The organism is Marinobacter lipolyticus (assembly GCF_018424605.1).
Lineage (GTDB): Bacteria > Pseudomonadota > Gammaproteobacteria > Pseudomonadales > Oleiphilaceae > Marinobacter > Marinobacter lipolyticus_B.
The window spans coordinates 37,000-50,368 of record NZ_QTKT01000003.1 but is presented as its reverse complement, the minus strand read 5'-3'; the positions used below and the strand labels follow the sequence as shown (position 1 = coordinate 50,368).

Below are 13,369 nucleotides of genomic sequence, written 5' to 3'. Positions count from 1 at the left end.
CCGCTGGTGTTGCGGCCGACGCGGTGTGGCGGGTGGGCGATGTTCTGCTGGTTTTACGTCGGAACCACATGGCTCTGCCAGTCTTCTGATTATGTGCGACAAGTATGGCAGAACGCTGCTTATCCGAACAGTCAGCGCGTCACATCCGGGCACTGCACTGCACGGCGGGGCTCAGGCGGTGCGACAGGGCACCGGTGCAACACCGAGGCGGGGGATTTCCTGTTTCGGGCAACGGTCCATGATGACGGTCAGCCCGGCTGCTTCTGCCTTTGCTGCGCCGTCTTCGTTGATCACACCAATCTGCAGCCAGATGACCGGCACCCGCAGTGCAATCGCGGCGTCGATCACCGGGCCGGTGCGCTCCGGGGCCAAAAACAGATCGACCATATCAACCGCCACCGGCAGCGCGGCCAGATCCGGGTACACGGTTTCGCCCAGCAACGTCTGCCCCGCCAGTTTCGGATTGACCGGCAGTACCCGGTAGCCGCGACTTTGCAGGTAGGACATGACTTCGTGGCTGGGGCGGTGTGCTTTGTCGCTGGCGCCAACCAGCGCAATGGTGCGAACGGATTCCAGAATCTGCCGCATCCGGTCAGGATTGGATCGGGACATAGTGCAGTGGATCTCTTGTACTGGGTGGTTCAGGGGCGGGCCCGGTGTGCTTCCAGGGTCACCGACACCGATTCCGCATAACGTAGCGCATGGGGCTTGTCGATTTCCACCGCGGCCCAGGTCACGGCCTCGTGCTCCATGACGATCGCCAGCACCTCGTGGGTCAGGCGTACGTTAATCAGTACATCCTGCTGGTTGTTGATTTCTTCCTCCTTGATGCCGATATAGGCCCGCAGGAGGAGATTCTTGATGCGTACCGTTGCCTGGTGATTTCCGGTCACGTCGGACATGAGCGCTCCTGACTGGCTGATTTCATGGCGCCGCCTCAGCGGCTGATGAGATTCAGGAACTCCGTGCGTGTTGCCTGGGACTTGCGGAACGCCCCCAGCATCATCGAGGTTTTCATCCGGGAGTTCTGCTTTTCCACACCCCGCATCATCATGCACATGTGCTGGGCCTCGATCACCACGGCAACGCCCTTGGCATTGGTTACGCTTTCAATCGCTTCCGCAATCTGGCGGGTCAGGTTTTCCTGAATCTGCAGGCGGCGGGCGTACATGTCGACAATGCGCGCGAACTTCGACAGCCCCAGAACCCGACCCTGGGGCAGGTAGGCAATGTGACACTTGCCGATAAAGGGCAGCATGTGATGTTCGCACATGCTGTACAGTTCGATGTCCTGAACAACCACCATTTCGTCCATGGCCGATTCGAACACGGCGTTATTCACCAGATCGCCCAGATCCTGCTGATAGCCGTGTGTGAGAAATTGCATCGCCTTGGCGGCCCGTGCCGGCGTGTCCTGCAGGCCTTCGCGTTCGGTGTCTTCGCCGAGGCCGTTAATGATCGCGCGGTAGTGGCCCGCCAGGTCGTCTAGGGAGTTGCTCATAATCGGTTCCGGTGTTCAGTGTCTGATTCAGGGCGAAAGCTTAAGGGAAATTGCCGGGTATCTCTACGGTTTACGGTCGTCGCGCCGGAAAAGACCACCGCTGACCGGGATGACGCACGCAATTTAAACCTGCGGCTATGGCGGGGCCCGGTGGTTTGTTCTAGAGTTTCAGGCTGCACATGTTTTCCAGGAAGAACCGATGGATCAGGTGATTGCCGGCAATACCACGGCTACCTCCAGCAAGAGCAAGGAACAGGCCGGCACACTGGAGTGGTGGCAACAGGGCGGCAAGTGGTTCAGTTACGAGGGCCATGCCATTTTCAGTCGCATGGCGGGCCAGGGTGAACCGCTGGTGCTGCTACACGGGTTTCCGACCGCGAGTTGGGACTGGAACCGGTTATGGCCGATGCTTACCCAGCAATACAACGTACTGGCGCTGGATATGCTGGGGTTCGGCTTTTCCGATAAACCGTCTGATTACGACTACAGCGTTGAGGATCAGGCGGACCTGTTTTCCGGCTGGATTGAGGGCCTGGGGCTGAGTGGTGTGCATCTGTTCGCCCATGACTACGGCTGCAGTGTGACCCAGGAGCTGCTTGCCAGGGAACAGGAAGGCGCTTTGCCGTTTCACATCCTCAGCGTGTGTTTTCTCAATGGCGCGCTGTTTCCGGAAGTGCACAATCCACTGCTGATCCAGAAGCTGCTGCGCAGCCCGTTGGGCGGGCTGATCAGTCGCGGCCTGAGTCGCCGGGCCTTCGAACGCAACTTCCGCCGCCTGCTGGGCCCGGTGAACCCGCCAGACCATCAGGACATGGACGACTTCTGGCACCTGCTGACCTACAACAACGGCCGCGGCATTCTCCACCGGCTGATTCATTTCATGGAGGAGCGGCGTTGTCACCGCAATCGTTGGGTGGGCGCGCTTCAACGGGCCACCCAGCCAATGCGTCTGATTTCAGGCGTGGCGGACCCGGTGTCCGGGGCGGCCATGGCCCGGCGTTACCGGGAACTGATTGCGGATGCGGATGTGGTCAGCCTGCGTAACGTGGGGCATTACCCCCATTTCGAAAGCCCCTGGGAGGTGTTCACCGCCTATCGGGATTTCCGCCGACAGCTGTGAGCCTGCCCCTCAGTCGCCCGCTGCAATCTGCCGATCGCGGCTGAATACGACGCCGGGCTCGGTGGCGGGTCGAGGGGCGCCAACCACCTGGTTGCGGCCACGGGATTTTGCCTGGTAGAGGTATTGATCGGCGCGGTTCAGCCATACTGACCAGGTTTCCCCCCTGGCCACTTCCGCCACACTGGCACTGGCGGTGACCTCGATCGAGTCAATAAAGGGGTGGGCGCTGATGCTCGCCAACAACTCCTGGGCGAGCGTCTCGGCGTCACGCTGTCGGGTTTCCGGCAACACCAGCATGAACTCCTCCCCGCCTATCCGAAACAGTTGATCACTCTCCCGCAGCCGGCTGCGGATGCGCTCAGAGAGTTCGGTCAGAACCTTGTCCCCGGCCAGGTGCCCCCAGCGATCGTTGATGCTCTTGAAGAAATCCAGGTCCAGCAGGATCAGGCTCGAGACCCGCTCGTAACGTTCCCGTAACTGGATCTGACTGTTGAGAATATCGGCCAGTTGAGACCGGTTAAGGCAGCCGGTGAGCGGGTCGGTGGTGGCCAGGCGGGTCAGCTCTTCCTGCAGCCGGCCCACCAGCCAGGCGAAAATCATGGCAAACAGGCAGGTCAGGCCGAGAGAAAAGGTAATGCGCCAGAAATCCTCTTCCGGAAAGCGCACGAAGGACACCACTGCCATCACCGTGACAAAGAGCAGGTTGGTGACCGTGGCTTCACGCAGCGGCAGCAGGAAGAACAGGGCGGCAGCGGCCGGGTAGGCCCAGTAAAGCCCGGCGTGACCATTGATCGCAGTGGAATAGGTAGCGCAGATAACGGCAAGGAGCGGGAAAAGTCGGCCTTTCAGGAAATAGTGACGGCGAAACCGCAGAAAGGCGATCACCAGAAGCGCGTTCAGGCAGAACAGAACCAACAGGCCGGACAACAGGGTATTACCCTGATTCCATTGCACAAACACCAGGGGCGCAACGGCCAGGCAGGCCCAGAAGTGAAGGTGGTATACCAGCTGGCGTTTAAAGCCCAGAACCGCGATCGTTGGGTTGGAAGCCAGCTTGTCTGCCGAGGAACGTAGATTCACAGCATACTCCCGCTGTTCTTGTTGTAATGGCGTCCGCTTCCGTTGTCGGACCCAAAAAGTCTAGCATGACGTGTCGCCGATTGAAGCAGTTTTTGACCATTCGTTCAGTATGCGGGCGCTGGCTGCCGGACGAGCAGTTCGTTAAACTCCCGGGGAATTCAGCGGGGAGCCACTATGACAGCCATTCACACGCGAGCGCCGGCACTCACCATTCGCGCCGGTCGCCGTGCCTTGCAGCGACTGCACGACCAGCCACTGTCGGCGGCGGACGTTCATGTCATCCCCGGGGCAGCGGGTGGCCCCAAGGCGCTGGGGCTTTCGGGTCTCGATAAGGCCATTTTCGGCGACTGGTTGCCGGGCGCGCCTCAGGAGCGTTCGTTGATCGGTTCCTCCATCGGCAGCTGGCGCTTTGCCGCGGTGGCGTCCACCGACGACCCCAAGGCCCAGTTGGCAAAGCTTGCCGAGTTGTACACCTCCCAGCGGTTTGCCAAGGGGGTCAGCGCGGCCGAGGTCAGTCGCAAGAGCGTGTTGTTTCTTGAAGAGCTGCTGGGCGGCCATGAAGACTATCTGCTGAACCACCCGTTCTACCGCCTGAATGTGGTGGTGGTGCGCAGTCGCGGCATGCTTGAGCACGACACCCGCGGGCGGCTGAGCCTCGGCCTGATGAACGCCATCAGTGCCAATATGGTGAGCCGGCGCCATCTCGGGCGCTACATGGAGCGTGGCATTATTTATGACGCGCGGTTGAAAACACCGGTGTCGAAGCTGGTGGATTTCCCCAGTCATGAGGTGGCGCTGACGCGGGAGAACCTGATGCCGGCGTTGCTGGCATCGGCTTCCATTCCCATGGTGATGTCCGGGGTGCGTAACATCCCCGGTGCGCCGGAAGGCGTTTATCGCGACGGCGGCCTGCTGGATTACCATCTGGATTTACCTTACGAACAGCCGGGGGTCATCCTCTACCCCCATTTCACCGATAAGGTGGTGCCGGGCTGGTTCGACAAATCGTTGCCCTGGCGTCGCGGCGATGGCACGCGCCTGCAGGATGTGTTGCTGGTGGCGCCGTCGCGGGAGTATCTGGCGTCGTTGCCGGATCGCAAGTTGCCGGACCGGAAGGATTTCGAGAAGTACGCGGGCGATGATGCCGGGCGGGAACGGGCCTGGCAGCGGGCGATTGCGGAGAGTGACCGGCTGGGGGATGAGTTTATGGAGCTGGTTGAGCGGGGGCGTGTGGCTGAGGTGGTTCGGCCGCTCTGATTTTTTCGCCTGGTCTGGGGTTTTGACTGGGTGTTACGGGCCGTTGGGGGCCACCGCGTCAAAAAGGAGAAACGTGGTTTCTTTTAATTTTTTGACGCGGTGGCCCCCAACGGCCCTTGTCTGGGCCTGGGTGTCTGGCCGCCTTTGGTTTTAGGCTTGTTGGGGTTGAACTGCCTGTTTTTCTGGCAGGGCGGCGGCCAGGGCGGCGGCGGTGGCTACCAGGGCTGCGGACATCCACAGGCAGGCTTCCAGGCCGTGGTTCTGGTAGACCCAGCCGGAGAGTACGGTGCCCAGCAACCGGCCGGCGGCGTTGGACATGTAGTAGAAGCCCACGTCGAGCGAGACACCGTCGCCGCGGGCGAAGCTGACGATCAGGTAGCTGTGCAGGGACGAGTTAACGGCGAACAGTACGCCGAACAGCAGCAGGCCGCCAATGATCACGGGTTGCGCCGGGAGACCGGCGGTTAAGCCTGCAGCAATGCCCGCGGGGATCAGCGCCAGTGCCGCCGCCCAGGCAACGGCGGGACCACGGCCGGGGGTATGGGTGTTGCTGCTGCCGGTGATTCTGGGTGCGATGGTCTGGATGAAGCCGTAGCCGATGATCCAGCTGGCCATGAAGCCGCCCACCTGCCAGAAATCCCAGCCGAACACCGTGTGCAGATAGACCGGGAGCGCCACCACGAACCACACATCCCGGGCGCCGAACAGGAACATGCGCGCGGCGGACAACACGTTGATCGCACGGCTTTTCGACAGGATCTCACGGAACTTCGGTTTCGCCTTGCTCTTGCCCAGCTCCTGCTTCAACAGGAACAGGCTGGCCAGCCAGACCACGGCCAGACCTACGGCCATGATGATCACCGCGCCGGTGAAGCCGGCGGCCATCAGCAGTACCCCGCCGAGGAAGAAACCCACGCCCTTGAGGGTGTTCTTGGAGCCGGTGAGGATCGCCACCCATTTGTACAGCTTGCCCTGCTGCTCGTCCGGCACCAGCAGCTTGATGCCGCTCTTGGCGGACATCTTGTTGAGGTCTTTGGCGATTCCGGACAACGCCTGGGCCGCCATCACCCAGGGCACGGTGAGCATGGCGGCGGGTACGGCCAGCATGCCGAGGGCCAGGATCTGCAGGAACAATCCGATGTTCATGGTGCGGTTCAGACCCATGCGCGCGCCCAGGTAGCCGCCCACCAGGTTGGTCACCACGCCGAAGAACTCGTAGAAGATGAACAGTAGCGCGATTTCCAGCGGTGAATAGCCGAGCTGGTGGAAATGCAGCACCACCAGCATCCGCAGGGCGCCGTCGGTCAGGGTGAAAGCCCAGTAATTGCCGGTAATGACCAGGTACTGTTGGATGGCGGCCGTCATGTCAGGCGGTACCCACCCGGCGCGCCAGCTCGGCGGTGCGGTTGGCGTAGCCCCATTCGTTGTCGTACCAGGCGTAGAGTTTTACCTGGGTGCCGTTGACCACGAGGGTGGACAGGGCATCGATGATCGACGAGCGCGGGTCGGTCTTGTAATCGATGGACACCAGCGGGCGCTCCTCGTAGCCCAGGATGCCCTTCAGTTCGCCGTCCGCCGCTTCTTTCAGCAACCGGTTCACCGTGTCGCGGTCCGTAGGCGTGTCCACTTCAAAAACGCAGTCGGTCAGCGACGCGTTGGTCAGTGGTATCCGCACCGCATGGCCATCCAGGCGGCCCTTGAGTTCCGGAAAGATCTCGATGATGGCCGTGGCGGAGCCGGTGCTGGTGGGGATCAGGGAACTGCCGCAGGCCCTCGCCCGGCGCAGGTCTTTATGGGGGGCGTCGATAATGGTCTGGGTGTTGGTCAGGCTGTGAATGGTTGTGATGGAACCGTGTTTGATGCCAAGCTTTTCATGGATCACTTTGACTACCGGTGCCAGGCAATTGGTGGTACAGGAAGCGGCGGTCACGATGCGATCGTTGGCGGGATCAAAAATATCGTCGTTCACGCCCACCACAATGTTTTTGGCGCCTTTTTCTTTCACCGGCGCTGTCACCACCACCCGCTTCACGCCCTGGTCCAGATAGGCCTGCAGAACACTGACCTTCTTGTTGATGCCACTGGCCTCAATCACCAGGTCACAGCCGGACCAGTCGGTCTCGCCGATGGTTTTGTTATGGGTCACACGGATACGCTGCTCCCCGATCACCACGTGGGTGCCGTCGGAACTGGCCTCGTGCTCCCAGCGACCGTGCACGCTGTCAAAATTCAGCAGGTGGGCCAGCGTGCCGGCATCCGCGCCCGGATCGTTGATGGCGACAAACTCCATCTCCGGCCATTCCCAGGCCGCCCTCAGTGCCAGCCGACCTATGCGGCCGAAGCCGTTGATGCCTACTCTGATCTTGCTCATGGGTGCTCTCCTGAAGTCTGGTAATTCGAATTGGGTGATAGCGGCTGTTGGGGTAAGGGGTCAAAAACAGGAACCGTGGCTTCCTTGAACGTTTTTGACCCCTTACCCCAACAGCCGCCTCCGACGCTGTGATTGCCTGTTTATCAGGCCGCTGGTTGTGGGAACCAGTGTCGGGTTTGGTTGGCGAATGCGACCAGTGACAGCATGACCGGAACCTCCACCAGTACCCCCACTACCGTGGCCAATGCGGCGCCGGAGGTCAGTCCGAACAGGCTGATGGCGACGGCAACGGCCAGCTCGAAAAAGTTGGAGGTGCCAATCAGTCCCGCCGGCGCGGCGACGTTATGGGGCAGTTCCATTTTGCGCGCAGCCAGGTAAGCAATAAAGAAGATCCCGTAGCTCTGGATCAGCAGCGGAATGGCAATCAGGCCGATGGCATAGGGATTGTCCAGAATCCGGTCGGCCTGCAGGCCGAACAACAGAACCACGGTGGCCAGCAGTCCCAGTACCGTGGTTGGTTTGCTGTGTTGCAGCCAGTGTTCCAGTCTTTTGTGACCGCTGCGTAACAGGTGGCGGCGGGTGAGGATGCCGGCAATCAGCGGGGCGACCACGTACAGCAGCACCGACAGCAGCAGGGTTTCCCAGGGCACAGTGATCGACGACAGGCCCAGCAGGAACGCGGCAATGGGGGCGAAGGCGAAAATCATGATGAGGTCATTCACCGACACCTGCACCAGGGTATAGGCAGAATCACCTTTGGTCAGTTGGCTCCAAACGAACACCATGGCGGTGCACGGCGCAACGCCCAGCAGGATCATGCCGGCGATGTATTCGGTGGCGGTGGCCGGGTCCACCAGATCGGCAAACAGCACCTTGAAGAACAGCCAGCCCAACGCTGCCATGGTGAAGGGTTTGATCAGCCAGTTGATCACCAGCGTCAGGATCAGCCCCTGAGGTTTGCGGCCGACGTTTTTGATGGCGGTGAAATCCACCTGCACCATCATCGGGTAGATCATCGCCCAGATGAACACCGCCACCACCAGGTTGACGTGGGCGTAGGTGAGGTTGGCGACGAACTCGTACAGACCCGGCAGCAGGGTACCGGTGGTGATGCCCAGCAGGATGGCCAGGGCCACCCACAGGCTCAGGTAACGTTCAAACACACCCATCAGGCGCAGTCCATTTTTACCGGGCGGTCCGGCATGGTGGCCAGCCGCGCCAGGCTGGGTTTGAGGAAGAGCTCATTGGCCTCGGCGGTGTCCCGCAGCACCCGGTGAATCCAGTCCGGCAGGGCCGGATGCAAGCGGTAGTACACCCACTGGCCGCGGCGCTCGTCATCCAGCAGGGCCAGTTCGCGCAGTTGCGCCAGGTGGCGGCTGACTTTGGGCTGTGGGGCGTCCAGGGCGGTGGTGAGCTCGCACACGCAGAGCTCGGTCTGCTGGTGAATCATCAGCAAAATGGCCAGCCGGTTGTCGTCTCCCAGAGCCTTGAACACGGCGGCGGGGTCGTAGCTGGCGGCCTGGCTGGTAGTTTTCTGATGCACCATCACGAACAGGCTCAGGCGCTCCCGCAGCTCTTTCATGACCAGTGCAAAGGCGCCGTGGCTGTTGCGGACCGCCGGGTCGGGAAAATCCCAGGCAAGGCGTTGCGCGGGCTCGCAAAGGTCGTGGCATTCCTGCGCCGCTTTGTCGCAGAGGGTAATGACGTAATCCCACTGCTGATCGATGACGCTGCTGAGGGGTTTGCTGCTGACCGTGTCGGGGTTGAGGCCGGCCTCGCGAATGCACTGCAGCGCCAGTGGGTGGGGTTGTTCCGGCCGGGTTCCTGCGCTGGCCACCTCGAACTGATCGCCGGCCAACTCGCGCAGCAGGGCTTCGGCCATCAGCGAGCGGGCACTGTTTGCGGTACAGACAAAAAGCACTTTTCTGCGCGTTGACATTGTTTTCACCATATATACGATAAACTGCATATAATGATAGATGAATGTTCTCGGCCTGGCAACGACTCGGGTTTCAGGCGCTATACTGGGATGGGCATTGTGCCCGTTGCGGATGAGAGAGGAGTCCCCCATGGCGGACGACAAACCCGAGATTCCGAGAACCACCCCCTGTTCCGTGCTGGTGGAAGCCGGCAAGAACTATTTCTGGTGCGCCTGCGGACGCAGTGGGAACCAACCATTCTGCGATGGCTCCCACAAAGGCACCAACTTCACGCCGGTGAAGTACACCGCACAGAAAAAGGAGTGGGTGTGGTTCTGTGGCTGCAAACACACCGGCACACCGCCCCTGTGTGATGGCACCCACAAGACACTCTGACTACCTCAGGCACGCACCAGCATGCCCGGCCGGGCACTGACACGGTAGCCAATTAACCCGTGCAGCGGGTCTCGCAGGGCCAGCACTCGAAGGGTAACGGGAATGGCGCTGGACTCCGGATCGGCGGGCAGCAGATCCAGATCGATCCGCTGCAGGGTTTTCTCGGTGCGCGCGTCCTCCAGCGCCCGCTGGAGATTGGTGCGGTAAGGGGGGCTGACCAGTTCCTCGAACCGGGTGCCGGCCAGATCGGCCGGAGCCCGTCCCAGCCACTCCGCCACGTCGGCGGACACGAAGCCGAGCCTGCCCTGTTCGTCCAGTTCGCCGATGATTGCCCCTGACAGCGCCACCAGATCCCGACTCCGTTGTTCGCTGTCGTTCAGCGCCTGCCGCAATATGGATTTTTCTACCTGGCTGTTGTCCAGTTGCTGCTCCAGCTTTTCCGCAGCGCCTTGTTGCCAGTCCAGTTGTGTGCGCAGGCGATGGATCCGCGCGCACAGCAGCAGGGTCAGGGTCACGCCGAGGCAGGTGATAGCTGAACCGGCGAGCCAGGTGGCGACGCGTGCCTTGTCGGTTCTGGCGTTGAGTGCCGCGGGGTCTGGCACGGTGGTGACCAGCCAGTGGTGCTCGGGCAGGCTGACTTCCGTGCGCAGCGACGCGGCACCGTCGAGGACGGAGGCGATGCCGGTCTGGAACAGTGGGGTCTTGCTGTGTCGCTCCAGAGTATCGACGCGGATGCCCAGCAGGTTGGGTGCAGGATCCGGCAACACCGCCGCCAGCCATTGCGCCGGCTGGCCCTCGGGTGAGTTTATCGCCGCGCGGGCATGGAGACGGCTGATCAGCGCGTCGTGCTGGGCGTGGTAGGTCTGCTCCGCCAGGGTGCGGGTGTGATCGGCGATGACCCGCGCGGTCACTGCGGTGACGACCAGCCCGGCAACAAGCACCAGCAACGGCACCCACAGGAAGGGGCGCCACAGGGAACGAATGCGATGTACCGGGCTGCGGTCGGAACGTGTGCTGTCCATGGCCGGGTCCGTCCTGGCGATCAGCGATGACCTACACTTTAGACCAATGCCGCAGTCTGTGAAACGTTGCCGTTCAGGAACGTGTCTGGCGGGCGCCACCGTAGATCAGCAGGAACACGCAGAACGCCGTGACCACCACGGACGGGCCGGCGGGGGTGTCCAGGTGCCAGGACAGGGTCAGCCCGCCGCCGACCGAGACGAAGCCGAACGCCATGGCCAGAAACGTCATGTGCTCCGGGCTGTGGGCCAGCCGGCGGGCGGTGGCGGCCGGTATAATCAGCAACGCGGTAATCAGCAGTACCCCGACAATCTTCATGGCCACGGCAATCACCAGCGAAAACATCAGCATCAGCACCAGCCGCAGGCGTTCCACTGGAATCCCTTCAACCCGCGCCAGCTCTTCATGAATGGTGCTCATCAACAGCCCCCGCCACAAAGCCGCCAGCAGCGCCAGAATCACCACCGCGCCGCCGTAGATCCAGAGCAGGTCGTCGCGGCTCATGGCCAGCAGGTCACCGAACAGCAGTCCGGTCAGATCTACCCGCACATCGGGCATGAAACTGAGGGTGACCAGGCCAATGGCCAGTGCGCTGTGGGCCAGGATGCCCAGCAGGGTATCGGTGGCCAGCGCGCGGCTGCGGGAAAACAGCACCAGGGCAACGGCCAACACCACGCAGGTGATGATCACGCCCACGTTCAGCGGCACACTGATCAGAAAACTCAGGGCAATGCCCATCAGCGCGGAATGGGCCAGGGTGTCGCCGAAATAGGCCATCCTCCGCCATACCACGAAACAGCCCAGCGGGCCGGCAACCAGCGCCACGCCGAGACCGCCGATCAGCGCTCGCCAGAAAAAGTCGTCCAGTACCGCGTCAATGATGGGCATGGCCGCACTCCCCATGGCTGTCGCTGACCGTGGTGGCGGATGCCTGGCCCGACACCACGTCACCGTGAAGGTCGTGGTGGTGGTTGTGATGGTGATGGTAGACCGCAAGGCTCTCCGCCACCGGCTGGCCGAAGGTTTCGATGAAGGCGGGGTCGTGGGAAATATCCGCCGGGTAGCCGCTGCAGCACACATGCTGATTCAGACAGATGACCTTGTCGGTGGCGGCCATCACCAGATGCAGATCGTGGGAAATCATGATCACGCCGCAGTGCAGGTCGTCCCGCAGCTGGCGGATCAGGTCGTAGAGGGCGGCCTGGCCATTGATGTCGACGCCCTGGGCCGGTTCATCAAGCACCAGCAGGTCCGGCTTGCGGGCCAGCGCCCGCGCCAGCAGCAACCGTTGCCGTTCGCCACCGGACAGGTGGTGGATGGATGAGCCCATCAGGTGGCCGACGCCGGTTTTGTTCAGGGCCGCCTGGCATTCGTCCTGGCTGCGCCCGCTCAGCGCCATGAAGCGGCGCACGGTCAACGGCAGCGTGGTCTCCAGGCTCAGGTGTTGTGGCACGTAACCGACCGTGAGGGGCTCCGCCAGTGTGACCGAACCTGAGGTGAGTTTCTGTATTCCCAGGATGGCCTTGATCAGGGTGGTTTTACCGGCGCCGTTGGGGCCAATCACGGTGATGATATCGCCACGGCCCAGGCGCAGATTGACCCGGTCCACGACCGGGCGGTCATCAAATGCGACAGTGACTTGCTCCAGGGTAACCAGCGGTTCAGTCATCGCGATGGTCCGCCTGGCAGCGCGGGCACAGCCCGGCGACTTCGATCACCGTGTCCTCGGGCTCGAAGGTCTGCGCCTGGGCGGCGTCGGACACCGCCTGCGCCACGGCAGGCGCGGTCAGTTCCAGCACATTGCCACAGCCGCGGCAGATCAGAAACAGACCGTTATGGCTTTTGCCGGCGTGGGTGCAGCCAACGAAGGAGTTCAGCGAGGCGATGCGGTGCACCAGTCCATGTTGCTGCAGAAAATCCAGTGCGCGGTACACCGTGGGCGGCGCGGCGTTGTGACCATCTTCCGCCAGCACCGCCAGCACATCGTAGGCGCCCAGTGGCTTATGGGACTGCCAGATCAGCTCGAGCACCCGCTCGCGGGTTGGCGTCAGCCGTGCGTTATGGCGCTGGCAGATCGCCCGCGCGTCGGCCAGGGCCTGGGCAACACAGGCGTCGTGATTGTGGGGACGGTAGGGAATAGCGCTGGCGGCCATGGGGCACTGTCCTGGAAAATTTGCAACATTATAACATTTGCATAAGACAGTGCCATGCCGACCTGACCGCTCGGGGGATCAATCAGCGGACGGCTTCCGCCGCCAGCGACTCCAGGTACTCAAGATTGGGAATCCAGGCGGTGTCGCCTTCCACTTCCACCTGCATCAGGTCCGCCGGGCCGGTCTCGCCGTCCAGGGTGCGGATCTGCTCGTCGGTGAGGCGGGCCTGGCTGGGAATGCCCTGGGTGACCAGTGCCATGAAAGGCACCTGCTGATGACGGTCACCGATGGTGTTCAGCACCACAATGCGCCCCCGGTTATCGCCAGGGATGGTCAGCGCCGCGCCGTTGGCGGCGTCGTAGGAAATCACCGGAAGTTCCAGGCCGCGCCAGTTGAGATGCCCCACCAGCCACTCCGGGGTGTTGGCGCCGGCATCGGAACTGGCGTAATCCACCACTTCGGCAATGGTTACGTTGGGCAGCAGCAGCTGCCGGCCGTTCATCGGGATGATAACGCAGGAGAGGGTTTGGCTGTTTTCACTCATCACTCATG

Annotated in this window: 16 protein-coding genes; 3 read left to right on the top strand and 13 right to left on the bottom strand. The window is 62.1% G+C overall.

Translation table 11 applies throughout. From position 1 onward, the window contains the following. Positions 1 to 171 precede the first annotated feature (171 nt). Genes DYI22_RS04970 through folE form a run of 3 tightly spaced genes read right to left on the bottom strand, consistent with a single transcriptional unit; the run spans position 172 to position 1,501 of the window. The gene (locus DYI22_RS04970) at positions 172 to 612 is read right to left on the bottom strand and encodes a CoA-binding protein (RefSeq protein WP_213476941.1); all 441 of its coding nucleotides are present in this window, start codon (positions 610 to 612) and stop codon (positions 172 to 174) included. A 29-nt stretch (positions 613 to 641) separates the two neighbouring features. Next, positions 642 to 902, bottom strand: a complete 261-nt coding sequence (locus DYI22_RS04965) for a hypothetical protein (RefSeq protein WP_213476940.1) — start codon at positions 900 to 902, stop codon at positions 642 to 644. Between the two features lie 35 nt (positions 903 to 937). Continuing rightward, positions 938 to 1,501: a GTP cyclohydrolase I FolE gene (folE, locus tag DYI22_RS04960; protein WP_213476939.1), complete on the bottom strand. Its 564-nt coding sequence runs from the start codon at positions 1,499 to 1,501 to the stop codon at positions 938 to 940. A 199-nt stretch (positions 1,502 to 1,700) separates the two neighbouring features. Between folE and DYI22_RS04955 the strand changes: the two genes are divergently transcribed. Next, positions 1,701 to 2,621, top strand: coding sequence for an alpha/beta fold hydrolase (locus tag DYI22_RS04955; RefSeq protein WP_213476938.1), 921 nt, complete (start codon positions 1,701 to 1,703; stop codon positions 2,619 to 2,621). 9 nt (positions 2,622 to 2,630) lie between these two features. On the opposite strand, the gene DYI22_RS04950 is transcribed toward DYI22_RS04955, so the two are convergent. Then, positions 2,631 to 3,701, bottom strand: a complete 1,071-nt coding sequence (locus DYI22_RS04950) for a GGDEF domain-containing protein (RefSeq protein ID WP_213476937.1) — start codon at positions 3,699 to 3,701, stop codon at positions 2,631 to 2,633. A gap of 174 nt (positions 3,702 to 3,875) precedes the next feature. Here DYI22_RS04950 and DYI22_RS04945 point away from each other — a divergent pair, with 174 nt between their 5' ends. Beyond that, positions 3,876 to 4,958 (top strand): patatin-like phospholipase family protein, encoded by a 1,083-nt coding sequence (locus tag DYI22_RS04945; RefSeq protein ID WP_213476936.1) that lies wholly within the window; start codon positions 3,876 to 3,878, stop codon positions 4,956 to 4,958. 150 nt (positions 4,959 to 5,108) lie between these two features. Here DYI22_RS04945 and arsJ read toward each other — a convergent pair whose 3' ends face one another. From arsJ to DYI22_RS04925, 4 genes are all read right to left on the bottom strand, one after another. Beyond that, a complete protein-coding gene (gene arsJ, locus DYI22_RS04940) occupies positions 5,109 to 6,323 on the bottom strand; it encodes an organoarsenical effux MFS transporter ArsJ (protein ID WP_213476935.1) in 1,215 nt (404 codons plus the stop codon). 1 nt (position 6,324) lies between these two features. After that, positions 6,325 to 7,329, bottom strand: a complete 1,005-nt coding sequence (locus tag DYI22_RS04935) for an ArsJ-associated glyceraldehyde-3-phosphate dehydrogenase (RefSeq protein ID WP_213476934.1) — start codon at positions 7,327 to 7,329, stop codon at positions 6,325 to 6,327. A 143-nt stretch (positions 7,330 to 7,472) separates the two neighbouring features. After that, positions 7,473 to 8,498: an ACR3 family arsenite efflux transporter gene (arsB, locus tag DYI22_RS04930; RefSeq protein WP_213476933.1), complete on the bottom strand. Its 1,026-nt coding sequence runs from the start codon at positions 8,496 to 8,498 to the stop codon at positions 7,473 to 7,475. Continuing rightward, positions 8,498 to 9,268, bottom strand: coding sequence for a metalloregulator ArsR/SmtB family transcription factor (locus DYI22_RS04925; protein WP_213476932.1), 771 nt, complete (start codon positions 9,266 to 9,268; stop codon positions 8,498 to 8,500). Before DYI22_RS04925 ends, arsB begins: the two co-directional genes overlap by 1 nt. 130 nt (positions 9,269 to 9,398) lie before the next feature. Here DYI22_RS04925 and DYI22_RS04920 point away from each other — a divergent pair, with 130 nt between their 5' ends. Continuing rightward, complete coding sequence (locus tag DYI22_RS04920; protein WP_213476931.1) at positions 9,399 to 9,644, top strand: CDGSH iron-sulfur domain-containing protein; 246 nt, start codon at positions 9,399 to 9,401, stop codon at positions 9,642 to 9,644. A 5-nt stretch (positions 9,645 to 9,649) separates the two neighbouring features. On the opposite strand, the gene DYI22_RS04915 is transcribed toward DYI22_RS04920, so the two are convergent. The 5 genes from DYI22_RS04915 to DYI22_RS04895 form a co-directional block, all read right to left on the bottom strand. Next, entirely contained in the window at positions 9,650 to 10,666 is a 1,017-nt protein-coding gene (locus DYI22_RS04915; protein ID WP_213476930.1) for a PAS domain-containing protein, read from the bottom strand. Between the two features lie 73 nt (positions 10,667 to 10,739). Then, positions 10,740 to 11,552: an iron chelate uptake ABC transporter family permease subunit gene (locus DYI22_RS04910; RefSeq protein WP_213476929.1), complete on the bottom strand. Its 813-nt coding sequence runs from the start codon at positions 11,550 to 11,552 to the stop codon at positions 10,740 to 10,742. Beyond that, the gene (znuC, locus tag DYI22_RS04905) at positions 11,539 to 12,333 is read right to left on the bottom strand and encodes a zinc ABC transporter ATP-binding protein ZnuC (RefSeq protein ID WP_213476928.1); all 795 of its coding nucleotides are present in this window, start codon (positions 12,331 to 12,333) and stop codon (positions 11,539 to 11,541) included. The genes DYI22_RS04910 and znuC overlap by 14 nt, the downstream gene beginning before the upstream one ends. After that, the gene (locus tag DYI22_RS04900; RefSeq protein ID WP_213476927.1) at positions 12,326 to 12,817 is read right to left on the bottom strand and encodes a Fur family transcriptional regulator; all 492 of its coding nucleotides are present in this window, start codon (positions 12,815 to 12,817) and stop codon (positions 12,326 to 12,328) included. Before DYI22_RS04900 ends, znuC begins: the two co-directional genes overlap by 8 nt. Positions 12,818 to 12,899: 82 nt before the next feature. Continuing rightward, positions 12,900 to 13,361 carry a chemotaxis protein CheW gene (locus DYI22_RS04895; protein WP_213476926.1) on the bottom strand — a complete coding sequence of 154 codons (462 nt, stop codon included), beginning with the start codon at positions 13,359 to 13,361 and terminating at the stop codon, positions 12,900 to 12,902. Positions 13,362 to 13,369: the final 8 nt, after the last annotated feature.